Origin of the sequence: Actinoplanes sp. NPDC049265, from assembly GCF_043197135.1 — a bacterium.
Classification (GTDB): Bacteria; Actinomycetota; Actinomycetes; order Mycobacteriales; family Micromonosporaceae; genus Actinoplanes.
In genome coordinates this window covers 628,084-654,059 of sequence record NZ_JBICSP010000002.1, presented here as the reverse complement: position 1 = coordinate 654,059, position 25,976 = coordinate 628,084, and the positions used below count along the sequence as shown (strand labels likewise).

General features: G+C 71.9%; 18 protein-coding genes and 4 tRNA genes. 16 read left to right on the top strand and 6 right to left on the bottom strand.

Going from position 1 to position 25,976, the window contains the following annotated elements; genetic code table 11:
- The first annotated feature begins 43 nt into the window (after positions 1-43).
- Positions 44-3,145 carry an EAL domain-containing protein gene (locus ACGFIO_RS08625; protein WP_392823834.1) on the top strand — a complete coding sequence of 1,034 codons (3,102 nt, stop codon included), beginning with the start codon at positions 44-46 and terminating at the stop codon, positions 3,143-3,145.
- Here ACGFIO_RS08625 and ACGFIO_RS08620 read toward each other — a convergent pair.
- The 3 genes from ACGFIO_RS08620 to ACGFIO_RS08610 form a co-directional block, all read right to left on the bottom strand.
- Positions 3,115-3,849 (bottom strand): SDR family NAD(P)-dependent oxidoreductase, encoded by a 735-nt coding sequence (locus ACGFIO_RS08620; RefSeq protein WP_392823832.1) that lies wholly within the window; start codon positions 3,847-3,849, stop codon positions 3,115-3,117. The two genes, ACGFIO_RS08625 and ACGFIO_RS08620, sit on opposite strands and share 31 nt — an antisense overlap.
- 81 nt (positions 3,850-3,930) lie before the next feature.
- Entirely contained in the window at positions 3,931-4,272 is a 342-nt protein-coding gene (locus ACGFIO_RS08615) for an Lsr2 family protein (RefSeq protein WP_392823831.1), read from the bottom strand.
- A gap of 154 nt (positions 4,273-4,426) precedes the next feature.
- Complete coding sequence (locus ACGFIO_RS08610) at positions 4,427-6,073, bottom strand: GMC oxidoreductase (RefSeq protein WP_392823828.1); 1,647 nt, start codon at positions 6,071-6,073, stop codon at positions 4,427-4,429.
- 136 nt (positions 6,074-6,209) lie between these two features.
- Here ACGFIO_RS08610 and ACGFIO_RS08605 point away from each other — a divergent pair, with 136 nt between their 5' ends.
- The 5 genes from ACGFIO_RS08605 to ACGFIO_RS08585 all read left to right on the top strand — a co-directional run bounded on the left by ACGFIO_RS08605 (position 6,210) and on the right by ACGFIO_RS08585 (position 13,891).
- Entirely contained in the window at positions 6,210-9,584 is a 3,375-nt protein-coding gene (locus ACGFIO_RS08605) for a BTAD domain-containing putative transcriptional regulator (RefSeq protein WP_392823826.1), read from the top strand.
- Between the two features lie 45 nt (positions 9,585-9,629).
- The gene (locus ACGFIO_RS08600) at positions 9,630-10,088 is read left to right on the top strand and encodes a nitroreductase/quinone reductase family protein (protein WP_392823824.1); all 459 of its coding nucleotides are present in this window, start codon (positions 9,630-9,632) and stop codon (positions 10,086-10,088) included.
- Complete coding sequence (locus ACGFIO_RS08595) at positions 10,085-11,488, top strand: FAD-binding oxidoreductase (RefSeq protein WP_392823822.1); 1,404 nt, start codon at positions 10,085-10,087, stop codon at positions 11,486-11,488. Before ACGFIO_RS08600 ends, ACGFIO_RS08595 begins: the two co-directional genes overlap by 4 nt.
- Positions 11,489-11,546: 58 nt before the next feature.
- Positions 11,547-13,130, top strand: a complete 1,584-nt coding sequence (locus ACGFIO_RS08590) for an AMP-binding protein (protein ID WP_392823820.1) — start codon at positions 11,547-11,549, stop codon at positions 13,128-13,130.
- Between the two features lie 77 nt (positions 13,131-13,207).
- Positions 13,208-13,891, top strand: coding sequence for an SDR family NAD(P)-dependent oxidoreductase (locus ACGFIO_RS08585; protein WP_392823817.1), 684 nt, complete (start codon positions 13,208-13,210; stop codon positions 13,889-13,891).
- A gap of 54 nt (positions 13,892-13,945) precedes the next feature.
- Here ACGFIO_RS08585 and ACGFIO_RS08580 read toward each other — a convergent pair whose 3' ends face one another.
- The gene (locus ACGFIO_RS08580; RefSeq protein WP_392823815.1) at positions 13,946-14,803 is read right to left on the bottom strand and encodes an N-acetylglucosamine kinase; all 858 of its coding nucleotides are present in this window, start codon (positions 14,801-14,803) and stop codon (positions 13,946-13,948) included.
- An 80-nt stretch (positions 14,804-14,883) separates the two neighbouring features.
- On the opposite strand from ACGFIO_RS08580, the gene ACGFIO_RS08575 reads away from it, so the two are divergent.
- Complete coding sequence (locus tag ACGFIO_RS08575; protein WP_392823813.1) at positions 14,884-15,753, top strand: MurR/RpiR family transcriptional regulator; 870 nt, start codon at positions 14,884-14,886, stop codon at positions 15,751-15,753.
- Positions 15,754-15,791: 38 nt separating this feature from the next.
- Positions 15,792-16,967 carry a glycosyl hydrolase gene (locus tag ACGFIO_RS08570; RefSeq protein WP_392823811.1) on the top strand — a complete coding sequence of 392 codons (1,176 nt, stop codon included), beginning with the start codon at positions 15,792-15,794 and terminating at the stop codon, positions 16,965-16,967.
- Here ACGFIO_RS08570 and ACGFIO_RS08565 read toward each other — a convergent pair whose 3' ends face one another.
- Positions 16,968-18,629, bottom strand: coding sequence for an AMP-binding protein (locus ACGFIO_RS08565; protein WP_392823809.1), 1,662 nt, complete (start codon positions 18,627-18,629; stop codon positions 16,968-16,970).
- A 149-nt stretch (positions 18,630-18,778) separates the two neighbouring features.
- On the opposite strand from ACGFIO_RS08565, the gene ACGFIO_RS08560 reads away from it, so the two are divergent.
- The 6 genes from ACGFIO_RS08560 to ACGFIO_RS08535 all read left to right on the top strand — a co-directional run bounded on the left by ACGFIO_RS08560 (position 18,779) and on the right by ACGFIO_RS08535 (position 22,867).
- Complete coding sequence (locus tag ACGFIO_RS08560) at positions 18,779-20,782, top strand: TRAP transporter permease (protein WP_392823806.1); 2,004 nt, start codon at positions 18,779-18,781, stop codon at positions 20,780-20,782.
- Positions 20,783-20,791: 9 nt separating this feature from the next.
- A complete protein-coding gene (locus ACGFIO_RS08555) occupies positions 20,792-21,811 on the top strand; it encodes a TAXI family TRAP transporter solute-binding subunit (protein WP_392823804.1) in 1,020 nt (339 codons plus the stop codon).
- Between the two features lie 690 nt (positions 21,812-22,501).
- Positions 22,502-22,575 (top strand) — tRNA-Leu (locus ACGFIO_RS08550).
- A 21-nt stretch (positions 22,576-22,596) separates the two neighbouring features.
- Positions 22,597-22,671: transfer RNA gene (locus tag ACGFIO_RS08545), tRNA-Leu, on the top strand.
- A 5-nt stretch (positions 22,672-22,676) separates the two neighbouring features.
- Positions 22,677-22,749 (top strand) — tRNA-Ala (locus ACGFIO_RS08540).
- A gap of 35 nt (positions 22,750-22,784) precedes the next feature.
- Positions 22,785-22,867: transfer RNA gene (locus ACGFIO_RS08535), tRNA-Tyr, on the top strand.
- Positions 22,868-22,873: 6 nt separating this feature from the next.
- On the opposite strand, the gene ACGFIO_RS08530 is transcribed toward ACGFIO_RS08535, so the two are convergent.
- Positions 22,874-23,824 (bottom strand): NADP-dependent oxidoreductase, encoded by a 951-nt coding sequence (locus ACGFIO_RS08530; RefSeq protein ID WP_392823802.1) that lies wholly within the window; start codon positions 23,822-23,824, stop codon positions 22,874-22,876.
- 49 nt (positions 23,825-23,873) lie between these two features.
- Here ACGFIO_RS08530 and ACGFIO_RS08525 point away from each other — a divergent pair, with 49 nt between their 5' ends.
- The gene (locus ACGFIO_RS08525; protein ID WP_392823801.1) at positions 23,874-24,491 is read left to right on the top strand and encodes a TetR/AcrR family transcriptional regulator; all 618 of its coding nucleotides are present in this window, start codon (positions 23,874-23,876) and stop codon (positions 24,489-24,491) included.
- Between the two features lie 398 nt (positions 24,492-24,889).
- Positions 24,890-25,903 (top strand): NADPH:quinone reductase, encoded by a 1,014-nt coding sequence (locus tag ACGFIO_RS08520; protein ID WP_392823799.1) that lies wholly within the window; start codon positions 24,890-24,892, stop codon positions 25,901-25,903.
- Positions 25,904-25,976: the final 73 nt, after the last annotated feature.

Sequence of the window (25,976 nt, the reverse complement as noted above, 5' to 3'; positions counted from 1 at the left end):
GACCGATCAGGGGGCCGACAAAGTCCGGGCCGAGGAGGAGCACATGCCGGCACGTTGGGCCGCGGCGCTCTTCGGGGCGTGGATGGCGGTGCTCGCCGGCGTCTTCCTGCTCGAGCCGGGCCTGCGGACGCCGATCCGGCTGGTCGCGGCCACGTCCGCGGTGGTGGCCGTGGGGCTGGGGCTACGCCACCGCCGGCCCGCCCGGAACCTGCCGTGGCGGCTCCTCCAGCTCACCATCGCGCTGTCCGGCCTGGGCGGCGCGGCGTTCGGCGAGCGGGACGGACTGACCGGTTCACTCGCCTGGGTGGCGGACGCCGGCGAGGGCCTGCTGATCGCCGCGTATCCACTGTTCGCGCTGGTGCTGCTGATGTTCGTGCGGGCGCGTACGGGTGGCGCCCGGGACCGCGGCGGGGTGCTCGACGCGCTCACCGTCACGTCCGGTGCGGCCCTGCTGGCCTGGGCCTACGCGATCGCCCCGCACCTGAGCAGGGCCGACATGAGCCGTGCGGCGGAGTGGGTGTCGGTCGCGTTCCCGCTGGGCGATCTGCTCTGTCTGGCCATGTTGACCCGGCTGCTCACCACCACCAACCGGCGGATCGCCGCCGCGGCCCTGCTCGGCGCCGGCCTGGCCGGGATGCTGGTCGCCGACATCGGCTACGACCTCGTGGTGCCCGGCGACCACCTGGGTTTCCTGGCCGCGTTCGGCCGGATCCCGTTCTACGCCGCGGCCGGGCTGGCGGCCCTGCACCCGTCCATGGTCCAGCTGACCCGTCCGGCCGCGGTGCGCGACGGCGATCTGGGCCGGCTGCGGCTGGCCCTGCTCGCGCTGGCCTCGCTGGTCGCGCCGACCGTGCTGATCGTCGAGGTCGGCCGGCGCGGCGAGGTACCCAACCTGATGGTGCTGGGTGCGCTCAGTGCCGTGTCCTTCCTGCTGGTGCTGGCCCGGATGGCCGGCATCATGACCAGCTACCGGCTCGCCGTGGCCCGGGAGCGTGGGCTGCGCGAGGCGTCGGCCGCGCTGGTGTCGGCGGCGGACGCGGACGAGGTCGGCGCGGCCGTGCGTACCGCGGTGGCGCAGTTGCTTCCCGCGGACGTACCCCATGGGGTGGTCCTGGCCATGGCCATCGCCGAACCGGACGAGCCGCTGACCGGCCCGGCCGCCGCCCAGGCCGCGCACGACCGGGCCGCGGGCACCTCGGCCCGGCTGGTCGCCACCCGGGAGGTGGACTGGGCCGTCGCGATCCGGCTGACCCACTTCAGCACCGTGCTGCGCTGCCCGCTGGTGCTGGCCGACCGCCCGACCGGTGACCCGCTGGTCGGTGTGCTGCACGTGGGCGGGCCGCGCTGGGCGCTGACCGGGCTCCAGCAGTCGCTCGAGGTGCTGGCCACCCAGGTGGCGCTGGCGCTGGAGCGGATCGCGCTGAGCCAGGAGGTGACCCGGCGCAACAGCGAGACCTATTTCCGTACGCTCGTGCTGAACACCTCGGACGTGATCCTGATCGTCGACGAGGAGGACCGGGTCCGGTACGCGAGCCCGTCGGCCGGCCCGGTGCTGGGCAACGACCCGGTGGGCGTGGACATCCACTCGGTGATCCACCCGGTCGACCGCCGCCGCCTGGCCGACCTGCTCGCCGCCGTGCGGGCCGGCCAGGCCCAGGCCGACGGGCAGGACTTCCGGGCCCAGGACCGGCGACGCACCGAGGTGACGGTCGAGCTGCAGTGCCGTGACCTGCGCGCCGACCAGAGCGTGGCCGGCCTGGTGATCACCATGCGGGACGTGACCGACCGCCGCCGCCTCGAGCGCGAGCTGACCCACCAGGCCTACCACGACTCGCTGACCGGTCTGGCCAACCGCACCCTGTTCACCGACCGGCTGGAGCACGCGCTGGCCCGTGGCGCCCGGGACGGCTCGGTGGTCGGCGTGCTCTTCATCGACCTCGACGACTTCAAGATCGTCAACGACACGCTCGGCCACGCCACCGGCGACCAGCTGCTGCAGGCGGTGGCCGACCGGATCGCCGGCGCGCTGCGGGCCGACGACACCGCGGCCCGGCTCGGCGGCGACGAGTTCGCCGCGCTGGTCGAGAACGTGCAGGACCCGGGGGCGGTGGAGGAGACGGCCACCCGGATCCTGGCCGCGCTGGCCGAGCCGATCCTCATCGACGGCGGCGCGCTGCAGGCCAACGCCAGCGTCGGCATCACCACGACGCCCGAGGCCGACACCGCGGCCGAGCTGCTGCGGCAGGCCGACCTGGCGCTGTACGTGGCCAAGGGCGCGGGCAAGAACCAGTGGCGGCGCTATCAGTCGCACCTGCACAGCGCGATGGTCGAGCGGCTGGAGCTGCGCTCGGCCCTGGACCACGCCGTCAACGAGGGCCACTTCCTGCTGCAGTACCAGCCGATCGTCGACCTGGGTTCGGGTCACACGGCCGGCTTCGAGGCGCTGGTCCGCTGGCACCACCCGCAGCGCGGGGTGATCGCCCCGGACCAGTTCATCGAGGTGGCCGAGGAGAGCGGGCTGATCGTCCCGATCGGCAAGTGGGTGCTCGACCAGGCGCTGCACACCGTGGCGCAGTGGCGGCGCATCCTGCCCCGGGCCCGCCGCCCTTACGTCAGCGTCAACGTGAGCGTCCGGCAGTTCCGTCAGGCCGGCTTCGTCGAGCAGGTCCGGCTGTCGCTGGAGTGGGCCGACGTACCGGCCAACGCGCTGATGCTGGAGATCACCGAGACGCTGCTGATGGGCGACGACGAGCAGATCTGGGCCGATCTGGCGGTGCTGCAGGAGATGGGCGTACGCATCGCCATCGACGACTTCGGCACCGGCTACTCGTCGCTCGGCTACCTCCGGCAGCGCCCGATCGACGTGGTCAAGATCGACAAGACGTTCATCGACGACATCACCCACGACCCGCAGCAGGTGACCCTGGTCGGCGGCATCGTGCGACTGGCCCACTCGCTCAACCTGACCGTGATCGCCGAGGGCATCGAGACCGAGGAGCACCGGGCGGTGCTGACCGAGTTGGGCTGCCCGCTCGGCCAGGGCTACTGGTTCTCCAGCCCGGTCGGCCCGACCGAGGCGCTCAGCTGGATGACCAGGTCGATCGAAGAGGCCGATCAGCGCCTGGTGGCCGCCTTGCCGGCGTAGACACGGTCGGCGATGGCCGGGAAGACGTGGGCGACCAGCACCGCCGCCCGGTACTTGACCGGCACGATGATCCGCCGCCGGGGCCGGCGCAGCGCACGTTCCACGGCCGCCGCCACGATCTCCGGGCCGGGCAGTCCGGTGCGGTGCGCGTTGCCCGGGGTGGCGATGTAGCCGGGTTCGATCAGGGTCACCCGCACCCCCGTGCCGGCCAGTTCCCGGCGTACGGAATCGGTCATGCCCCGCAGCCCGAACTTGGTCGCCGAGTACACGCCGCCGATGCCGACCTCGCCGGCCACCGAGCCGATGTTGACGATCGTGCCGGCCCGCTGCGCCTCCATGATCGGGACGACGGCGCGCATCAGCCGGATCGGCGCGCGCAGGTTGACGTCGATGGCCCGGTCGACGCTGTGCTCCTCGGCCAGCACCGATGGCTTGGTTCCGACGCCCGCGTTGTTCACCAGAGCGTCGATCCGCCCGGTGACCGCGTGGGCCCGTTCGATCAGCGCGGCCACCGCTTCCGGATCGCGCACATCGGTCGGTACGGTCACCGCGGCGCCGCCATTCGCCTCGATCCGCTCGGCCACCGCGGTCAATTCCGGTGCCCGCCGGGCGGCCAGCACCAGGGTCATTCCCGGACGCCCGAGTCGCAGCGCGGTCGCCTCTCCGATGCCGCTCGACGCGCCGGTCAGGATGACGACGGTCATGGTTTCCCATCTGTCGCGGAATGCGGAACGACGCCACCGGGGACCGGCGGCGTCGTTCAGTGTCGCAGATCGGCGATTAATCTATCGCCGGGCGTGGTACGCCTCCACGATGGAGCTCGGGATGCGGCCGCGCTCGGAGACCTCGTAACCGTTCTTGGTCGCCCACTCGCGGATCGCCTGATTCTGGTCGCGGCTGGCCCGGCCGGTGCTGGCCGATCCGCGGCGGACGCGAGCGTCGGTGCCGGCCCGGCCGACCCGGGTCGCTACGTTCAGATACGGGTCGAGCGCCTTGCGCAGTTTTCCGGCGTTCTTTTCGGAGAGATCGATCGTGTAGTTGACCCCATCGAGTCCGAACTCAACCGTGCGGTCTGCCTCGCCGCCATCGAGGTCGTCGGTGAGAAGGGTGATTACCTGCTTGGCCATGGTGTGGCTGCTCCTGTAACGGCGATTTTCACATCAGACAAGGAATGCGGACTGTCGGTACGCATTCTGTCTTGCCGATGATCAGTGTGCAAATTGCTGCCGCCGCATGTCGCATTTCTTTGCCTGGCTGTGCTGCCCGGCACAGTAGGAATGGTCAACCCAGTCGGAGGGCGGCCGGAGCGTGTTCCGGTACGGCCGGTTGCTTCGGTGCGATGGGCGCGATCGACCGATAGGGCGCGCCCATTGCCGGCCGTTCGTCGGGTTCGCCCTTGTTCGGCCACAGCGCCACCGCGCGTTCGGCCAGCGCGGTGATCGTCAGCGACGGGTTCACGCCCAGATTGGCCGGCACCGCGGAACCGTCGATCACGTGCAGGCCGCGATATCCGAAAACGCGGTGGTACGCGTCGACCACCCCGGCCTCGGGCGACTCGCCGATGGTGGCGCCGCCGAGGATGTGCGCGGTCATCGGGATGTTGAAGACGTCGCCGACCGACCCACCCGGATAGCCACCGATCCGGTCGGCGATCCGGCGCACCGCCTCGTGCCCGACCGGGATCCAGCGCGGGTTCGCCGGCCCGTGGCCCGGTCCGGTTGTCAGCCGGCCGGTGCGGGTCCTACGTACCGTCAGCGAATTGTCCAGGGTCTGCATGACCAGCGCGATGATCGTGCGCTCGCTCCACCGCCGGGTGGACAACGACCGGGCGAACACCACCGGATTGCGCAGCGCCGCCCCCAGGAAGCGGACCGGGCGCGGCATCCGGCCGTCACCGTCGACCAGGATCGTGGAGAGCAGGCCCATCGCGTTGCTGCCGGGCCCGTACCGCACCGGCTCGATGTGGGTGTCGGCGTCCGGGTGGAACGACGACGTGATCGCCACCCCGTTCGAGAACGGCTCGTCGGGTACGCGTTCGGTCTCGGCGCCGAGCAACGCCTCGGAGTTGGTGCGGGTGAGCGCGCCCAGCCGGTCGGAGAGTCCCGGCAGCACGCCGGTGTCCTTCATCCTGTGCAGCAGCCGCTGCGTGCCCAGCGTCCCGGCGGCCACGATCACGTCGTCGGCGGTGTAGTAGCCGTGATTGGTCCGGACCCACCAGCGCCCGTCGGGCATCGGCCGCAGGCTCGTCACCGTAGTGTCCGGGTGGATCGTCGCGCCCGCGCCTTCGGCCAGGTGCAGATAGTTGACGTCGAGCCGATTCTTGGCGCCGACCCGGCAGCCGATCATGCAGTTGCCGCACTCGGTGCAGCCCGTGCGGTCCGGGCCGGCACCGCCGAAATACGGGTCCGGCACGGTCTTGCCCGGCTCGCCGAAGAAGACACCGACGGGGGTACGCCGGAAAGTCCCGCCCACCCCCATGTCCCGCGCCACCTGCTGGATCACCACGTCGGACGGGGTCATCGACGGCTGCACGGTCACGCCGAGCATCCGGGTCGCCTGGTTGTAGTACGGCTCCAGCTCCGTGGCCCAGTCGGTGATCCGGGACCAGCGCGGGTCGTCGAAGAACGGTGCGGGCGGCTGGTAGAGCGTGTTCGCGTACACCAGGGAACCACCCCCCACGCCCGCCGCGGACAGCACGATCACGTCCTTGAGCAGGGTGATCCGCTGGATGCCGCGTAGCCCGAGGGCCGGGGCCCAGAGGAAGTTCCGCAGGTCCCACGAGGTCTTGGGCAGGGTGTCGGGCGTGAACCGCCGCCCCGCCTCGAGCACGCCGACTCGGTAACCCTTCTCGGCCAGGCGCAGCGCGCTCACGCTGCCCCCGAAGCCACTGCCCACGACCACCACGTCGTAGTGCGTCAATCGCCGCATTGAACCGACGTTAGGCGTGGTGAAAGCGTCGCGCCAGCTTGGGTGGGGGCGCGGGCGGGAAGAAGCGCGGTGACGGCGGGGCAGCATCGACGCCGGCCGGACGGGACGGAGGCCGAAGTGTGCTGAGATGTCCGCCATGCGGCACCCGCTTCACTACCGTGTCCTCGGGCCCCTCGAAGTGCTGCGCGACGGGCGAGCGGTGGAACTCGGCGGGCCGAAGCAGCGCGCCGTGCTGGCCGTGCTGCTGCTTGAGGCCGGCCGGGTGGTGTCCACCGACCGGCTGGCCGCCGCGCTGTGGGAGCACGATCCGCCGCCGACCGCGGTGGCGACGCTGCAGGCGTACCTCTCGAATCTGCGCCGGCTCCTCCGCGCCGACGACGCCGCGCCACCGCCGATCACCCGGCGCGCGCCGGGGTACGTCCTGGAGCCGGCTGACGGCCGGCTGGACCTGACCGAGTTCCTCGCCGACGCCGACGCGGCGCGTGACGCGGTGCGCGACGGGGACTGGGCCGGCGGCGCCGTCGCGGCCCGGCGCGGCCTGGACCGGTGGCGCGGGCCGCTGCTCGGCGACCTCCGGGACGAGCACTGGGTGCGGCCGGAGGCGGCGGCCCGGGACGAGCGGCGCGTCGAGTGCGCCGAGAACCTGATCACGGCGCTGCTCGGGCTGAACCGGATCCCGGAGGCGGTCGGCCAGGCCGGCGTGCTGGCCGCGAGCGCACCCCTCGACGAGCGGGCGGCCCGGCTGCGGATGATCGCCCTGTACCGGGCCGGGCGGTCCGGGGAAGCGCTGGGCGCCTACCGTGACCATGCCGCGGCGCTGGCCGAGGAGCTCGGTCTCGAGCCCGGCCCGGCGTTGCGCGAGCTGCAGGCGGCCATCCTCCGCCAGGATCCGGACCTGGCGGGCTGGCCCGGCGCCGTGTCCTCCTCGGTCCAGCCGCGGTCCTCCGAGCCGATGGCCGATGCCCGGCCGTGGCCGTCGGAGCCGATGGCCGATGCCCGGCCGCGGTCGTCGGAGCCGATGGCCGATGCCCGGCCGCGGTCGTCCGGGTCGGTGGCCGGCGCCCGGCCGCTGATCGGGCGCAAGCATGAGTTGTCGGTGATCGCCGAGGCGGTGGAGCAGGCGCTCACCGGGCGGCCGCGGTGGCTGGTGCTGACCGGTCCGGCCGGGATCGGCAAGAGCCGGCTGGCCGGGGAGGCGGTGGCCCGCTGGCAGGACGGCGGCGGCCGGGCGATCCGGGTCGCCTGCCCCGAGGACGACGGCCTGCCGCCATGGTGGCCGGTCCGCTCGCTGCTGCGCTCGCTCGGCGCCGACGCGGACGCTGTCCTCACCGTCCCCGGCGGGCTGGAGGTCGACGAGGCGCGCTTCGCCGTCGCCGACCGGGCCTCGGCGATCCTGGCCGAGGCGGCCCGGCCGGTGCCGCTGCTGATGCTGGTGGACGACGTGCAGTGGGCCGACTCGGCCTCCCTGCGGTTCCTGACCCAGCTGGCCACGGTGGCCGGCGCCGGCCCGGCCGCGGTCGTGCTCGCCCTGCGCGACGACCAGATCACGCCGGACGTGCAGCGACTGCTGGCCGGGGTGTCCCGGCATGCCGGGGGCGGCCGGATCGAGGTGCCGGCGCTGACCCGGGAGGAGGTGGCCGACCTGGCCGCCTCGGTCAGCGGCGACGCCCTGAGCGAGGCCGACGTGCGCGAGCTGGCCGAGCGTACCGGCGGCAACCCGTTCTTCGTCGGCGAGTACGCCCGCCGGCCCGCCGCCGAACGCGCGGCCGGAGCGCTGCCGGGCAGCGTACGGGCGGTGCTCGGCCGCCGGCTGGCCGACGTGGAGCCGGCCGTCCTGCACCTGCTGCGCACCGCCGCGGTCATCGGCGACCCGTTCGAGGTCGACCTGCTGCGCGCGGTGCTGCGGCTGGCCCCCGACCCGCTGGCCGACCTGCTCGACGAGGCGATCGAGGCCGGCCTGATCGACGTCTCGCCGGCCTCCGACGCGTACGTCTTCCGGCACGCCCTGCTGCGCGAGGAGGTGCTGCTCGGCATTCCGCCGGTCCGCCGGCGCCGGCTGCACGCCCGGGTCGCCGACGCGCTGGACGCCGGGCCGGGGGCCGGCCCGGTCGACCGCCGGGCCGGGCATCTGGTCGCCGCGCTGCCGTACCTCGACCCGGCCCCGGTGCACCGGGCCTGCCGGGACGCCGCCCGCGCGGCCGAACGGCAGTGGGACTCGGACGCGGCGGCGCACTGGTGGCACGCCGCCCTGCAGGTGTTCCCGCACCTGCCGGTGCACGCGGGCACGGACGCCGAGCGCGACGAACTGCTCGACGCGTACGTCGCCGCGCTGGCCCGGGCCGGCCGCGACCAGAAGGTGCTCGACGTGGTCGACGGCGAACTGCTGCTGGCCGGGCGCGAGGGCCGGGTCGCCTCGATGGGCAAACTGGCCGGCGCGCTGCTGCGTACGGCCGGCGGCTGGCCCTGGGTCAGCTACACCGCCGACCCGCAGCCGCTGCTGACCCGGCTGATGTCGATCGAGCCGCTGGTCGATGCCGACCCGGCCGCGCACGCCCGGGTGCTCGCCGCGCTGGCCGTGGGCAGCTGCTACGACCCCGACGGCGCGCTCTCCGACCGGCTCAGCGCGCGGGCCGTGGCCCGGGCCGAGGAGTCCGGCGATCCCGACGTGCTGGCCGACGCCCTGCTGGCCCGGGCGCTGGTCTTCTGCGGCGTGGTGTCGCGGGTGGCCGAGGTGAAGGACCTGCTGCGCCGGCTGAGCACGGTGCGGCACACCCAGGAACGTGTCGACGAGGTGCTCAGCCACAACATGCTGTGCTGGGCCGAGCTGACCGCGGGCGAGGTGGACACCGCCGAGAAGCACCTGCGGCTCGGCGTCGGGGGCTGCGAGCTGCTGCGGCTGCCGGTCGCCCGGGCGCAGCTGCGCTGGGCCGAGGGCAGCATCGCCCTGTGGCGCGGTCAGTTCGCCGAGGCGCGGGCGACCTACCGGCACGCGTACGAGCTGCACCGGCGGACCGAGCTCTACGGCCCCGGCGTCTACGACATCGCGACGCTCACCGGGCAGTGGAACCAGGGGCGGGCGGTGGCGGCCGGGCCGGCCGAGGTCGACCACTCGAGCGTGCCCTGGGCGCGGGTGGCCGGGCATGTCGCCGCGGGCCGGTTGGCCGAGGCCGACCGGACGATCGGGGAGATCCTGGCCGCCCGACAGACCGCCAGCTGGCTGACCTACGGCACGCTGACCATGCTGGCGCACCTGATCGCCGAGATGGGGACCAGCCGCCATACCCGGGAGCTGATCGACCGGCTGAGCCCGGTGTCGCACCGCATCGCCACCATCGGTCACGTCGGCGTGGCCGGCCCGATCGCGCTGGCCGTGGCCCGGCTGCACCACCTGCTCGGCGACGACGACGCCGCCCGGTCCCAGCTGGCCGTCGCCACCGCCGTCGCCGACCGGGGCGCCGGTGCCCCCGCGCTGGCCCGCTGCCGGTCACTGGCCGGGAAGCTGGCTCACTGACTTTCTCCAAACCCGGTCCTGACGGGTACGCCGAGACTCGGCGCCATGTCCGACATCAAAGCCCCACCCAGCGAAGTCGCTCACAACCGAGAGGTCGTCGCCGACCTGCGTGACGGCAAGGACGTCATCGGCGGCATGTTCCCGCGGCCGGCCGTCATGCTGATGACCACGACCGGCGCCCGGACCGGGCGGGCGCACACCTGGCCGGTGATCAAGTTCGTGCACGGTGACGCGTTCCTGGCCGTCGCCAGCTCGGCCGGACGCGACCGGCACCCCGCCTGGTATCACAACGTGCTGGCCCACCCGCGGGTCAGCGTCGAACTGTGGACCGGCGACGTCTTCGAGTCCTTCGAGGCCGACGTGACGCCGTGCCGCCCGGAGGAGCGCGAGGCCCTGTGGGCGACGGTGGTCGAGCAGAACCCGCTGTTCGAGAACTACCGCACGATGACCACCCGGGTCCTGCCGATCCTGCACGTCACCCCGGTGACCGGCGAGCGCCGGTGACCGCGGCCGGGGAGTTCGCCGAGCTGGCCGCCGCGGTCGCCGGTCCGGTGCTGACGCCGGGCCAGGCCGGCTACGACGAGGAGTGCGCCACCTACAACCTGATGAGCCCGCTGCGGCCCGAGGTCGCGGTCGGCGTCACCGGCGTGGCCGACATCGAGGCGTGTGTCCGCTTCGCCGCCCGCCGGGACATGGCCATCGCGGTCCGGGGCCAGGCCCACATGGTGGCCAAGCCGGCCGCCGGGGCGCTGCTGATCAGCCTGCGCCGGATGTCGCGGGTGGCGGTCGACGCGGACCGGCGGACGGTACGCGTCGAAGGGGCGGCCACCTGGGGCGAGGTGCTGGCGGCGGCGGCGCCGTACGGGCTGGCCCCGCCGGTCGGCTCCACGCTGACGGTCAGCGCCATCGGGTTCGTCCTGGGCGGCGGGCAGAGTCCCGCGCTCGGCCGCGCCCATGGTCACGCCTCCGATCACGTGTCCGCGTTCGAGGTGGTCACCGCCGACGGAACGCTGCGCCGGGTGACCCCGGACGAGCAGCCCGACCTGTTCTTCGCGCTGCGCGGCGGCAAAGGCAACTTCGGTGTCGTCGCCGCGGTGGAGATGCGGCTGTTCGAGGTACGCACGATCGTCGGTGGTGGACTCTGGTTCGCCGGCGAGCGGATGGCCGAGGTGCTGCACGCCTGGCGGGAGTGGGTTCCGCGGCTGCCGGTGGAGGCGAGCTCCTCGGTCGCCGTGCAGCGGCTGCCACCGGTGCCGGAGCTGCCGGAGCCGCTACGGGGCGCCTTCGTGGTGCACGTGCGGTTCACCCACCTCGGCGACCCGGCGACAGCGGAGGAACTGCTCGCGCCGTTGCGGGCCGCGGCTCCGGTCATCCTCGACAGCGTGCGGGAGATGCCGTTCACCGAGATCGACACCGTCCACGCCGACCCGCAGCAACCGATTCCGTACTTCGACCGCAGCACCGGCCTGCGCGAGCTGACCAAGGACGGTGTCGAGGCACTGGTCGACGTCCTCGGGCCGGGTGCGGTCACGTCGGTGATCCACGCCGAGATCCGGGCGCTCGGCGGCCACCTCGACCGGGAGCCGGCGGTGGCCGACGCCGTGCCGACCCGCGGGCTGGCCTTCCAGCTGTTCGCCTTCGCCGTCGGCGGTCCGCCGCGGGCCGAGGCGCTCCGGGCCGACCTGGCCGCCCTGATCCGGCAGGTCGAGCCGTGGACCGACCGGCGGTCCATGCCGAACTTCCTGTCCCCCGACGAGGCGCGGACGCCCGAGAGGGTCCGTGCCCTCTACGGCCCCGACCTCTACGACGAGCTGTCGGCGGTGAAGGCCCGCCACGACCCGCGGAACCTGTTCCGGATCAACCACACGATCGTCCCGGCCGCCCATCCGTCGGATGCGCCCTGACGTTTCACGGCCCGCGATCTGGGTGGAAAAGCCGGCGGCGGAGGCGCATGCTGCGGGGATGTTGGCCTACAGCGCGGGTACGTCGGACGTGCCGATGCTCGGCGAGACCATCGGCGCCAATCTGGAACGCACGGTCGCCCGTTTTCCCGGCCGCGCGGCGCTCGTCGATGTGGCGGCCGGCCGCCGGTGGACGTACGCCGAATTCGACGCGGCCGTCGACGACCTCGCCCGGGGTCTGCGGACGCGGGGGATCGGCAAGGGCGACCGGGTCGGTATCTGGGCGCCCAACTGCGCCGAATGGGTGCTGGTGCAGTACGCGACGGCGAAGATCGGCGCCGTCCTGGTCAACGTCAATCCGGCGTACCGTACCCATGAACTGGGTTTTGTCGTGAAACAATCCGGTCTGCGGCTGTTGATCAGTGCGGAGAGTTTCAAGACCAGCGACTACCGCGCGATGATCGCCGAGATCGGCTTCACCGACGCCATCTTCATCGGCAGCGCGGAATGGGACGGGCTGCCGATGAAAGGCGCGCCCATCGAGGCCGATCTGAGCTTCGACGATCCGATCAACATCCAATACACCTCGGGTACGACCGGCTTCCCGAAAGGCGCGACCCTTTCGCACCACAACATCCTCAACAACGGCTTCTTCGTCGGCGAGCTGGTCAACTACACCGAAGAGGACCGGATCTGCGTCCCGGTGCCGCTCTATCACTGCTTCGGCATGGTGATGGGCAATCTGGCGGCGACCTCGCACGGAGCCTGCATCGTGCTGCCGGCACCGGGGTTCGACCCGGCCGCCACCCTCGCGGCGGTGGCCGGGGAGAGCTGCACCTCGCTCTACGGCGTACCCACCATGTTCATCGCCGAGCTCGGGCTGGCCGACTTCGGCGCGTACGACCTGAGCAGCCTGCGCACCGGCATCATGGCCGGCTCACCCTGCCCGGTCGAGGTGATGAAGCGGGTCATCGCCGAGATGAACATGACCGAGGTGGCGATCTGTTACGGCATGACCGAGACGTCGCCGGTGTCGACCATGACCCGGGCCGACGACAGCCTGGCCCGGCGCACCGAGACGGTCGGCCGGACCATGCCGCACCTGGAGTCCAAGGTGATCGACCCGGCGACCGGCCTGGTGGCTTCCCGAGGCACACCGGGCGAGCTGTGCACCCGCGGCTACTCGGTGATGCTGGGCTACTGGGACCAGCCGGAGGCCACCGCCGAGGCGATCGACGCGGCCCGCTGGATGCACACCGGCGACCTGGCCACGATGGACGACGACGGGTACGTCAACATCGTCGGCCGGATCAAGGACCTGGTCATCCGCGGCGGCGAGAACGTCTACCCGCGCGAGGTCGAGGAGTTCCTCTACACCCACCCCGACATCGCCGACGTGCAGGTGATCGGCGTGCCGGACGCGAAGTACGGCGAGGAGCTGATGGCCTGGGTCGTGCTCCGCCCCGGGGCCGAGCCGCTGACCGCCGAGCGGGTGCGCGAGTTCTGCACCGGGAAGCTGAGCCACTTCAAGATCCCGCGTTACGTGCACGTGGTCGACGGCTTCCCGATGACCGTGACCGGCAAGGTGCGCAAGGTCGAGATGCGGGAACAGGCGGCCGAGCTGCTGGGGCCGAGCCGGTCCTGACAATCTCCAAGGCCGCCACTTGGGCGCGAGCCGACACTTCCGGGGACGGACACGTTCTTGGAGAGTGAGGGCTCGGCATGTCGACAGTGGTGGTCACCGGAGCGTCCCGCGGTATCGGGTTCGAGACCGCTCGTGCCCTCGTCGCCTCGGGGCACACGGTGTGGCTGGGCTGCCGCGACGCCGACCTCGGCCGGCGCGCCGCCGACGAGGCCGGTGGACGGTTCGTGCGGCTCGACGTCACCGACGACGCGTCCGTGCGGGCCGCCGCCGCCACCGTCGGAGCGCTCGACGTGCTGGTCAACAACGCCGGGGTGCTGGAGCCGCCGACCCCGATCGGCGAGCTCACGGGCGACCTGGTGCGGTACGTCTTCGACACCAACGTGTTCGGCGCCGTACGCGCGACCAACGCGTTCCTGCCCGCCCTGAAGGACGCGCCCCGGCCGGCCGTCGTCAACCTGACCAGCAGCATCGGCTCGCTGACGAAGGCGTCCGACACCGACGACGAGTTCAACGCCTACCCGGCCGACGTCTACCGCGCCGCCAAGGCCGCCCTCAACATGTTCACCGTCCAGTACGCCAAGGCCTACCCGGCCTTCCGGATCAACTGTGTCGACCCGGGACTGACCCGCAGCGACATGATGGGCCGGGCCGTCGGCCAGCCACTGCCGGACGCGGGCGCCGCGGTCGCGCGGGTGGTCGAGGCCGGCCCGGAGGGTCCGACCGGGAAGTTCCTCGGACCGGACGGCATCGTGCCCTGGTAGCTACCCGAGCAGGCCGGTCGCCGGTACGTCTCTTGCTCTGAGCACACATAGGCATCACCCGGGGATCCGCGTCCGTTTCAGAGCCAACCGGGCGGCACCCGACACCGGGTCGCCGGACGTGCGGGCACGGTCGCCCAGGGCCGCCCGCACGCCGCGCCGGATCGGGGTGTCGGCCGTGAGCAGCCCGCCGGCCAGCACCACCGGACCTTCCGGCTGGCCCAGCTCGGCGACGGTGGCGAGCAGCCGTTCGACCGCTTCGGCGACGATCCGGGCCGACTCGTCGTCGGCGATCTTGCAGACCAGGGGCGCGAGCTCGGCGAAGGCCCGCGGCTGCTGGTGGGTCGCCCAGGCGATCAGTTCGTCGGGGGTACGCGTGTCCGTGTGCGTCATGACGGCCGTGCCGAGCGCTGACGTCCGCCGCAGCGCCGACCGCACCGCCTGTAGTCCCAGCCACACCCCGGACCCCTCGTCACCGAGCAGCCATCCGTACCCGTCGGCGGTGCGCAGCACGTCGAGCCCGTCGACCAGGGCTGCGACCGCCCCGGTGCCGGCGATCAGCACCGCGCCCCGGGCTCCGGCGTCTCCGGCGGCGAAGGCGGTCACCGCGTCGCCGACGATCCGTACGGGGGCGGTCAGGCCGATCTCCCGCCACTCGGCCGCGAACGCCTCGCGTACCACCGGGTCGGCCATCGAACTGAGCCCGGCGATGCCCACCACCGCGAAACCCACCTGGGCCGGGTCGTGCCCGTGCAGCGCGGCGCGAACCGTCGCGCCGATCGCCCGCACGGCGACCGGACCGGCCATCGGATTGCCGGGTCCGCCGTCAGCCCGTCCGACCTGGACACCCGCTTGATCCAGTACGAGCGCGCGGGAACCGGTGCCGCCCGCGTCCACCCCCAGAGCCAGCTTCATGGAAAGTCATCATTGACTACCGGGCTCGACGGTCGTAATTTTCATCAAACAAAGTTATCAATGAAAAGGATGTCCACGCGGTGTCTTCGTCGGGCGGGTTGCTGGGGCGGTTGCGGATCGAGGGACCGACCATGCCCGGTGCGCTGGCCCGGATCGCGGCCGCGATCGTCGAGGATCCGGAGGCGGCGGCCCAGGCCAGCATCGTCGACCTGGCCGAGCAGACCGCGACCAGCACGGCGACGGTCACCCGCTTCTCCCGCGCGCTCGGCTTCAAGGGGTACGCGAACCTGCGCGTCGCCATCGCCACCGAGACCGGCCGGGCCGAGCAGGCGCGGTGGGAGACCGACATCAGTGGTGACATCCACCCCGGCGACTCGCTGGACAGCGTGCTCAAGGTGATCGCCACCGCGGACACCCGGGCCATCCAGGCCACCGCCGCCGGCCTCGACATGGGCGACGTCGAGCGGGTCGCGGCCGCCATCGCCGGCGCGTCCCGGGTGGAGATCTTCGGGCTGGGCAGCAGTGGCGCCGCCGGCCGGGAGATGGCGTTCCGGCTGGAACGGATCCGGATCCCGGTGTGGAGCCGGGCCGACAGCCACACCGCGCTGACCAACGCCGCCCTGCTGATGCCCGGGGACGTGGCCGTCGGGCTGTCGCACTCGGGCCGGACCAGCGAGGTCATCGAGACTCTGGAGGAGGCGTCGGCCCACGGTGCGCTCACCGTCGCGGTCACGTCCTACCCGCGGTCGCCGCTGGCCGAGATCGCCGACGTCGTGTTCGTGACGTCGGTGCACGAGACCACGTTCCGGGTCGCCGCCCTCTCCGCGCTGCACTCGGCGCTGCTGGTGCTCGACCTCGTCTATGTCGCGGTGGCGCAGCGTACGTACGAGCGCACCACCGAGGCCTTCGAACTGACCGTGCGCGCGGTCGCCGCCCATCGGCGGCACTGAGAAATCCCCTTCCCATCCCCCCGGAGGTCAGACTGATCATGAAAATCGACAAGTATCGATCACTAGGGTTGGTGGCGGTGCTCGCCGTCGCCGGCGGCGGGTTCGCCATGGCCACCGCCGGTCCCGCCGCGGCGGCCGACTGCGGCCAGATCTTCGACGACTTCGCCTACTCGTCCTCATCGGACTCCGCGCTCACCAGCCACGGCTGGGTGCCGCGCAGCTACCAGGGGGGCCCGGGCGTGGCCGGGGCCAACTGGTCGCCGGCCAACATCACCTTCCCGACCGCCGACGGGCAGAAGGTGATGCAGCTGACCTCGTACACCGACGGCACCGCCGGTGGCACCGGGCACGCCGAGCTGTACTCGGCCCAGAAGCGATACTTCGAGGGCACCTACGCCAGCCGGGTCAAGTTCAGTGACGCGCCGGCCAGCGGCACCGACGGCGACCACATCAACGAGACCTTCTTCACGATCAGCCCGCTCGCCTACGACCTCGACCCGACCTACTCCGAAATGGACGTGTCGGAGTACCTGCCGAACGGCGGCTGGGGTGAGACCGGGCCGATCAACTACCAGACCACCTGGTACACGTACCGCAACGAGCCCTGGTTCGCCGACAACGTGCACTCCGAGCAGCGTTCCAGCCTCAACGGCTGGCACGATCTGGCCGTGCAGGTGGCGGGCGGGCACGTCAAGTACTTCATCGACGGCGTGCTGGTGGGCGACCACTCCGGCAAGTACTACCCGCGCCAGACGATGACCATCAACTGGAACCAGTGGTTCATCGACCTGGCCACGCACAGCGGCGGCCGGGCCACCTACGTGCAGCAGGTCGACTACCTGCTGCACGCGAAGAACGCGGTGCTGTCCCCGGCCCAGGTGACCGCCAAGGTCAACTCCTACCGCGGCGCCGGGCGCACCTTCGAGGACACGATCGCCGGCGACTGCGGCTCGACCCCGCCGACCGATCCGCCGACCGGCCCGACCGACCCGCCGTCGGACCAGCCGCCGGCCACCGGCTGCGACGACGCCCCGGCCTGGGCCTTCAGTTCCGTCTACACGGCCGGCAACCTGGTCAAGCACGAGCGCAGCCGCAACGGCGACCCGAACGGCCCCAAGTCCGGCGACGGCCTCCACCTGTGGAAGGCGCGGTACTGGACGCAGGGCTCCGAGCCGGGCTGGACCCAGCAGTGGGACGACCTCGGCCGCTGCTGATCAGTCCCGGTACTCACCGGAAGGCGTGGCGCCGGGCGTGGAGTGCTTCTCCCGCTCGGCGTCGCGCAGCTGCACCCGCCGGATCTTGCCGGAGATCGTCTTCGGCAGGTCGGCGAACTCCAGCCGCCGCACCCGCGCGAACGGAGACATGTGCTCGCGGCAGTACGCGAAGATCGCCTTGGCCGTGGCCTCGTCGGCGGCCCAGCCCTCGGCCAGCACCACGTACGCCTTCGGCACGGCCAGCCGCAGCTCGTCCGGCGACGGCACCACCGCCGCCTCGACCACCGCCTCGTGCTCGAGCAGCACGCTCTCCAGTTCGAACGGCGAGATCCGGTAGTCGGACGCCTTGAACACGTCGTCGGTGCGGCCCACGTAGGTGATGTAGCCGTCCGCGTCCCGGGAACCGATGTCGCCGGTGTGGTAGTAACCGCCGGCCATCCGTTCGGCGGTCAGCTCCTCGTCGCCGTGGTAGCCGACCATCAGCCCGAGCGGGCGGGGCTCCAGCCGCAGGCAGATCTCGCCCTCCTCGGCCGGCTCGCCGCTGACCGGGTCGATCAGCGCCACCTGGAAGCCCGGCACCGGCCGGCCCATCGAGCCCGGCTTGACCGGCTGACCCGGCGTGTTGGCGATCTGCACGGTCGTCTCGGTCTGCCCGAAGCCGTCCCGGATGGTCACGCCCCAGGCCTGCTCGACCCGGTCGATCACCTCCGGGTTGAGCGGCTCACCGGCGCCGACGACCAGCCGCGGCGGGGTACGCAGGGCGGTCAGGTCGGACTGGATCAGCATCCGCCACACCGTCGGCGGGGCGCAGAAGCTGGTCACGCCGCAGCGTTGCATCTCGGCCAGCAGCCCGGCGGCGTCGAACCGGGTGTAGTTGTAGATGAAGACGCAGGCCTCGGCGTTCCACGGGGCGAAGACGTTGCTCCACGCGTGCTTGGCCCAGCCCGGCGACGAGATGTTGAGGTGCACGTCGCCCGGTCGCAACCCGATCCAGTACATCGTGGACAGATGGCCCGCCGGATAGCTGGCGTGGGTGTGCTCGACCAGCTTCGGGCGCGCGGTGGTGCCCGACGTGAAGTACAGCAGCAGCGTGTCACTCGCCTTGGTCACGCCGTCGGGTTCGAAGACCGGGCTTTCGGCGTACGCGTCGGAAAGGCTGAGCCACCCGTCGACGGCCGCGCCGACCGCGATCCGGGTGACCCCCTCGTCGAACTTCCCGGCCGCGCCGGACAGCGCGATCACGTGTCTGGCCTCGCCCCGGGCGACACGGTCGCGGGCGTCGGCCGGCCCGAGCAGCGGGGTGGCCGGGATCAGCACCGCGCCCAGCTTGATCAGGGCCAGGATGCTGTCCCAGAGCTCGACCTGGTTGCCCAGCATGAGGATCACCCGGTCGCCGCGCCGGACCCCGTGCCGCCGCAGCCAGTTGGCCACCCGGTTGGACCGCTCGGACATCTCGGCGAACGAGAATCGTTGCTCCGACCCGTCCTCCTCGACGATCCAGAGGGCGGGCGCGTCGTTACCCGCCGCCACGACGTCGAACCAGTCCAGCGCCCAGTTGAACTCGTCCAGTTCCGGCCACCGGAACTGTGCGCTGGCCTCGCCGTAATCCTCCCCGTGCGCCACCAGAAAGTCCCGGGCGTCCCGAAATGCCGCTGTCGTCATTGACCCGCCTCCCGCCCGCCAGCATGCCTGGCGCCCCGGCCGACATCAAGAACCAACTGAGCGTTCGTTAAGGTGCGGACGCAACTATCACCGCTCAACCGCCGGAATTCGACGTTTCTGGCGGCTTGATCGCAAGGTAATGTCCGGACATGGGCGAGCTTCGATCTTTGGAGGCCGATCCGCCGGCCGTCCAGTACGACGACGAGGAACGGCCGTCCCGACAGCTCGGCGGCCGGGTCGGGCTGGGGGTCGCGGTCGTCGCCTTCGTGGTCGCCCTACTCGTGCTGTGGCAGGTGTTCCGGCCGCTGGCCCAGGGCAGCCAGTTCTATCTGATCATCTTCCTGGCCGGCACCCTGCCGCTGGTCTTTCTCTGCTACCACGCCGGCCGGCGAACGGCCCCGCGCGACCGCCCGTCGACAGTGGACTGGGCCCTGGCCGCGCTCACCCTGGTCGTCTGCCTCTATCCGATCAGCCCCTTCGGCGGCGGGTACGACGGCTTCCTCGACCGCCAGGGCCTGCTCGAGCCGGCCGACATCGGGTTCGGCGCGGTCCTGCTGATCCTCACCGTCGAGGCGTGCCGCCGCACCACCGGGTGGGCGCTTCCGGTGGTGTGCCTGGCCTTCCTGGCCTACGGCTACTACGGCGGCCTGCTGCCGACCGGCTGGCGGATCTCCCACGCGGGGCTCGACTTCGACCAGATCATCGACGGGCTGTACAACTCGGGCAGCGGCTTCTACGGCACGCCGCTGGACGTCGCGGCCACGTACATCGTGCTCTTCACCGTCTACGGCGCCGTGCTCGATCTCTCCGGCGCCAGCCGCTTCTTCGTCGACCTGTCGGTCGCCGCCTTCCGGCGCTCGCGCAGCGCGGCCGGCCGGACCGCGGTCGCCGCCGGCTTTCTGCTGGGCACGGTTTCCGGCTCGGGTACGGCCACCGCGGTCAGCGTGGGCGCGGTGACCTGGCCGATGCTCCGGCGCGCCGGATACCCACCCGAGCAGGCGGGCGGCATGCTGGCCGCCGCCGGGGTCGGTGCGATCCTGTCCCCGCCGACCCTGGGCGCGGCCGCGTTCATCGTCGCCGAGTATCTCGACGTCTCGTACCTGACCGTCCTCGGCTGGGCGATGATCCCGACGGTCCTCTACTACCTCGGCATCCTGCTGGCGGTCGAGATCGACGTACGCCGCTTCGGGGTCAAGGCGGTCGAGCTGCCGCAGACGTCGGCGTGGAGACTCCTGACCCGTTTCGGCTACCACTTCTCGTCGCTGATCCTGATCGTGGTGCTGCTCGCCCTGGGTCTCAGCGCGACCAGATCGGTGGTGTACGCGACGATCCTCGCCGCCGCCCTGTCCTTCCTGGACCGGCGGGCCTGGCTCACCCCGCGCCGCCTCTTCACGTCCCTGTCGGCCGGCGTCCGCGGCGTACTCCCGGTCGTCGCCGTCTGCGCCGCGGCCGGCATCATCACCTCGATCGTCACCAAGACCGGCCTCGGCGCCAATGTGGCCGACCTGCTGCTGGACGGCGCGACAGCGGTCTCGGACAACGCGACGGTGGTGCTCGCCCTGACCGTCGTGCTCGCCGCGGTCGCGCTGGCCGTGCTCGGCCTGGCCGTCCCGGTCACGGCCAGCTTCATCATCGGCTGGGTGATCATCGGGCCGGCCCTGATCGACCGCGACGTCTCCGCGCCCGCCGCGGCCATGTTCGTCTTCTACTACTCGGTGCTGTCCGAGGTCACCCCGCCGACCGCGCTGGCCGCCGTCGGCGCGAGCGCGATCACCGGTGGCCGCACCATCCCGACCATGTGGCAGGCCCTCAAGTACGCGCTGCCGGCCTTCCTGGCCCCGATCGCCTTCGTGCTGACCGGCCCGGGCGAATACCTGCTGGCCCGCGGCCCGGTCCTCGGCATCGTCGGGACCACGCTGGCCGCCGCGCTGGCCGTGCTGGGCCTGGCCGTCGCCACCGGCGCCTGGGTGCCCGGCGTGGGGCCGGCCCCGCTACCGGCCCGCGTCCTCGGCGCCGCCGCCGGCCTGCTCCTGCTCTACCTGGCCCCGCCCACCATCATCGCCGGCCTGATCGCCCTGGCCCTGGCCGCCGCCCTGGCCGCCTGGCGCCGCAAGCAACCCGCGCCCACGCCCGAGTCCCACGGCACCACATAGGAGGCACTGATGACCGTCCCCCGACTCCGCCATGGTTCGGCCCTGCTGCTCGTACCCACCCTCGTCCTGACCGCGGCCGCCGGGTGCGGAGGCCGGCAGGACGCGGCCAGCACCGACGCCGGCGGCGAGGTCACCTGCGAGGTCGCCCAGGACACCCGGATCGGCATCGCCACCGGCAACTCGACCGGCGTCTACTTCGCCCTCGGCAACGCCTACGCCGAGCAGCTCGGCGCCACCGGCGGCAAGGTCAAGGCGACCGCGAGCGAGACCGGCGCCTCGGTGCAGAACATCCAGCAGCTGGTGGCCGGACGCTTCGGCCTGGCCTTCTCGCTCGCCGACACGGCCGCCGACGCGGTCAACGGCACCGGCAGCTTCACCGCCGAGCAGCCGGTCGCCGCGATCGCCCGGATCCACACCAACTACACGCACGTCATCGTCCGCACGAGCGCCGGCATCAAGGACGTGGCCGGCCTGAAGGGCAAGCGGGTCTCCACCGGCTCGCCCAAGAGCGGCACCGAGGTGATCGCCAACCGCATCCTCGAGGCCGGCGGACTCGACCCGGCCAAGGACGTCAGCGCCCAGAAGCTCGACCTGACCAAGACCGTCGACGGCGTGAAGGACGGCACCATCGACGCCCTGTTCTGGTCCGGTGGCCTGCCCACGCCCGGCATCACCGACCTGTTCACGTCGGCGGCCGGGCAGGTGGAGTTCCTCGACGTGACGCCGTTGCTGACCGAGATGAAGAAGATCAATCCGGTGTACGAGGCCGGCACGATCCCCGCGGCCACGTACAAGACGGCCGCCGACGTGCCGGCGATCGTCGTACCCAACGTCCTGCTGGTCCGCAACGACCTCGACGCGAACGTCGCCTGCGTGCTGACCAAGGCCCTCTTCGACCGCAAGCCACAACTGGAACAGGCCACCGCGGCGGCCAAGGAGATCAGCCTGGACACGGCCCGCAAGACCGATCCGGTTCCGCTGCACCGCGGCGCGGTCAAGGCCCTGGACGATCTCGGCGCCCCCCAATAGCAAGGTGGAGAGTGGAAGGCGCGCGAAAACTATTGCTTGATTCGCGCGCCTCCATTATTGTTCCTCTTAGTCGCACCGGTTGGGTGCGGCGACATACTTGAGGAGTCGTCATGTGCCAGCACGAAGCCAAGATCATGGGGCGGCTGACGCTGCGCTGTGGTTCGGCCGTGCCGCTGTACGGCTTCTATGGCGCATCTGATCGACTTCTGGGCCTCGGAGTGGGCGGGTAACGCGGCGGATTCCGCGCGGTAGAGCCGCCCCCACCCACTCGGGTCGGGCGGTTTTTTGTTGCCCTGGCTGGGCTGACGCTCCGGACGCGGAGTGATCGCACCGGCAGGCCAAGCCCGGAAGTTCGCTCGCGAGGACCGCCCCACTCGGCGGCGTGTTTTCGAAACAAGGTGATCCGCAATCTTCTCCGAGGCGAGCGGAAGTGCTTTCCTCCGTGTGGGAAGAATGGGTCGATCCTGCTTCGGAATGGATCGGCGAATTCTTGAATCCCTTATTCCGACAATCGTAAGTAGATCGGCATGCCGAGTGAGCGTGAAAGCTCGGGTGCGGAGATGGGAACGAACAAGAACCGGTACCGGGCCGGCGCGGTGGACAGTGCACCGAGGGCGGGCTGGAGGGGCACATTTGGCCTACCCCACCAACGGAACCAGGTCGGGCGTACACCCATCTCCGCACACACGCACCCTTGTAGCCCAACTGGTAGAGGCCCGGCGTCGAGAGCGCCGGTGTTGCGCGTTCGAATCGCGCCGAGGGTACGCACCACAACCACACACCACGCCCGGGTAGCCCAACTGGCAGGAGGCGCGCCGCCCAGAACGGCGACAGTGCGCGTTCGAATCGCGCTCCGGGTACGCGAGGGCTCGTAGCTCATCGGGAAGAGCGCCTGTTCTGCAAGCAGGAGGTGGCCGGTTCGAGCCCGGCCGGGTCCACGACTGGCCGTCCCACGGGGGACGGCCAGTCCCACGCGGGTGCGCCGACGCGGGAGGGTCGGGAGCGGCTGTAAACCGCTTGCTCAGTGCCTAGGGGGTTCGAATCCCTCCACCCGCACCGCTCTCAGTGCACCAGCACGATCAACCCGCGGGCGTGCCTGCTCTCGCTCAGCTCATGGGCCGCGGCCACGTCGGTGAGCGGGAACGTCGCCGCGACCGGCACCCGCAGCCGCCCCTCGGCCGCGAGCCGCACCGCCAGATCGAGGGCGTGCACGGCCATCGGGTCGGCCCCGGGAACCGAGACACCCCCGGTGTCCTGCGTCGGCGCGCCGTGGGACAGATGCACGCCGTACGCCGGGGCATTGAAGTCCGCGATCGTCACGACCAGAGCGGGATCACCGGCCACCGCGATCAGATCGGGCAGCGCGCCGCCGGCACAGTCGAACACGGCGTCGACCCCACCCGGCGCCAGCTCCCGGACCCGCTCCACCAGCCCCGGCCCGTACGTCGTCGGCAGCACCCCGAAAGACCGCAGGAACGCGTGGTTGCGCTCGCTCGCGGTGCCGATGACCGTGGCGCCGCGAGCCACCGCCATCTGCACGGCGACCGCGCCGACACCGCCCGCCGCGCCGTGGATCACCACCGTGTGGCCGGCCGCGACCCCGAGCCGGTCGAGCACGCGGGTGGCCGTCTCGACACTGCCGGCCGCGCCGCCGGCCTCGGCCCAGCTCCAGGTGGGCGGCTTCGGGGCCCACGCGGTCAGCACCGTACGGTCGGCGTTCGCGCCCCGGACAGCCGTCGACGTCCAGCCGAACACCTCGTCCCCGACGCGTACGCCGGTCACACCCTCGCCGAGCTCGTCCACCACGCCGGCCGCGGCGAAACCGGTCCGCCATGGGAAGACCCCGGGGATGCCGTCGGGCAGGCCGCCGGAACGGATCAGCACCTCGCCGGTCGAGACACCCGATGTGCGGACCGCGACGCGGATCGTGCCCGGCCCGGGACGGGGTTCCTCGACGTCGGCGATCCGCAGCACGCCGGGCGGACCGTACTCGGAGAATTCGACTGCTCTCATGGGCCGGACGCTAACGGAACACCCCGTCCGGATAGCTAATCTGAGAGTCGTGACGGCCAAAGTAAGAGAGCGCTCGGACGCGCGGGACAACCGTGAGCGCATCGTCGCGGTCGCCCGGGCGGCGTTCGCGGCCGACGGGCTGGAGGTGCCGATCCGCGAGATCGCCCGCCGCGCCGGCGTCGGCCCCGCCACCGTCTACCGGCACTTCCCGACGAAGCAGGCGCTGTTCTCCGCCGCCTTCGCGGACGGGATGACGTTGTGCTCGGACATCGTCGCCGAGGGCCTGACCGCCGCCGACCCGTGGGACGGGTTCGCTTTCGTGATCGCGCGCCTGCTCGAGGTGCACGCGCTCAACCGGGGTCTGTCCCAGGCATTCACCTCCGCGCTCGAGGGCGCCGGGCTGCTCGACGCCGAGCGCGAACGCACGCTGACCCAGCTGCTCCAGTTGATCCGCCGGGCCCGGGAGGCGGGCGCCCTGCGTGCCGACTTCGTGCTGGAGGACGCGCTCCTGGTGCTGATGGCCAACGAGGGCATCCGCGCCGTGTCGGCCGAGCAGCGAGCGGCGGCGTCACGCCGGTTCGCCGAACTGGTCCTGCAGTCGTTCCGCGCGCACCCGTCGGCCGAGCCCCTCCCGCCGCCGGTCCGGCTCCCGCTTCCGGCGCGCTGACCGCGTTCCGGGACGTCGTGCGCTGGCCGGGTTTCGGGGCGCCGCGCGTTGACCGGGTTTCGGGGCGTCGTGGGCTGGCCGCGTTCCGGGGCGTTGTGCGCTGGCCGGGTTTCGGGGTGTCGTGCGTTGGTCGTGTTTTCGGGGCGCCGCGCGTTGACCGGGTTTCGGGGCGTCGTGGGCTGACCGCGTTCGGGCCGTCGTGCGCTGGCCAGGTTTCGGGGCGTCGTGGCCTGACCGCGTTCCGGGCCGTCGTGCGCTGACCAGGTTTCGAGCGTCGTGCGCAGGCCGCGTTTCGAGCCGCCGTGCGTTGATCGTGTTTCGGGCCGCTGTGAGTTGATCGCGGAATAGCCCGGCGCGGGCTGGCTGCGGGACCGGGCGTGCGGGGTGATGATCGGGGGATGAAGGCCATCATCTACAGCGAGGTCGGCGACGCCGGGGTCCTCCAGCTGGTCGAGCGGGACGTCCCCGAGCCGGGCGCGGGCGAGGTGCGCGTCAAGGTCGCCGTGTCAGGGGTGAACCCGACCGACTGGAAGACCCGGTCGGGCGCCACCAACCCGAAGAAGTTCGACGAGGTCACACCCCACCTGGACGGGGCCGGCGTGATCGACGCGGTCGGCGCCGGGGTGGATCCGGGGCGGGTCGGGCAGCGGGTCTGGCTGTTCATGGCCACGCTCGGGCGGAACACCGGGACCGCCTCCGAGTACACCGTCGTGGACGAGTGGCACGCGGTGCCGTTGGGCGACGCGAGTTTCGAGCTGGGCGCGTCGCTCGGGGTGCCCGCCCTCACCGCCCACCGGGTGCTGACCGTCAGCGAGGACGGGCCGGACCGGCTCGCGCCGAAAGCCCTGGACGGCAAGGCGGTGCTGGTCGCGGGCGGGGCGGGCGCCGTGGGGCACGCGGCCATCCAGCTCGCCCGGTGGTCCGGTGCCACAGTGATCAGCACGATCAGCGGGCCCGAGAAGGCGGCACTGGCCACCGCCGCCGGCGCGCACCACGTGGTCAACTACCGCGACGGCGACGCGGCCGAGCAGGTGCGCGGGATCGCACCGGACGGGGTGGACATCGTCGCCGAGGTCGCGCTCGGTGCCAATCTCGCGCTCGATCTCGCGGTGCTGCGTACCCGCGGAACGATCTGCACCTATGCCAATGATGGCGGCAAACCGGTCGAACTGGACGTGCGTCAGAACATGATGCTGAACACGCGTTTCCAGTTCATGGTGCTCTACACCGTCGGGGCGGCGGCGTTGCGGGCCGGCGCCGAGGACATCGCCGCGGCCGTGCGGGACGGCGCGCTGCCGGTGGGGGAGGAGCACGGTCTGCCGCTGACACGGTTCCCGCTCGACCGGACCGCCGACGCGCACCGGGCTGTGCAAGACGGCGCGGTCGGCAAGGTCCTGGTCAACGTGGGCTGATGCGTATGTGTGCTCAGAGCTGCGGGTGTGGTGATGCGTATGTGTGCTCAGAGCTGCGGGTGTGGTGATGCGT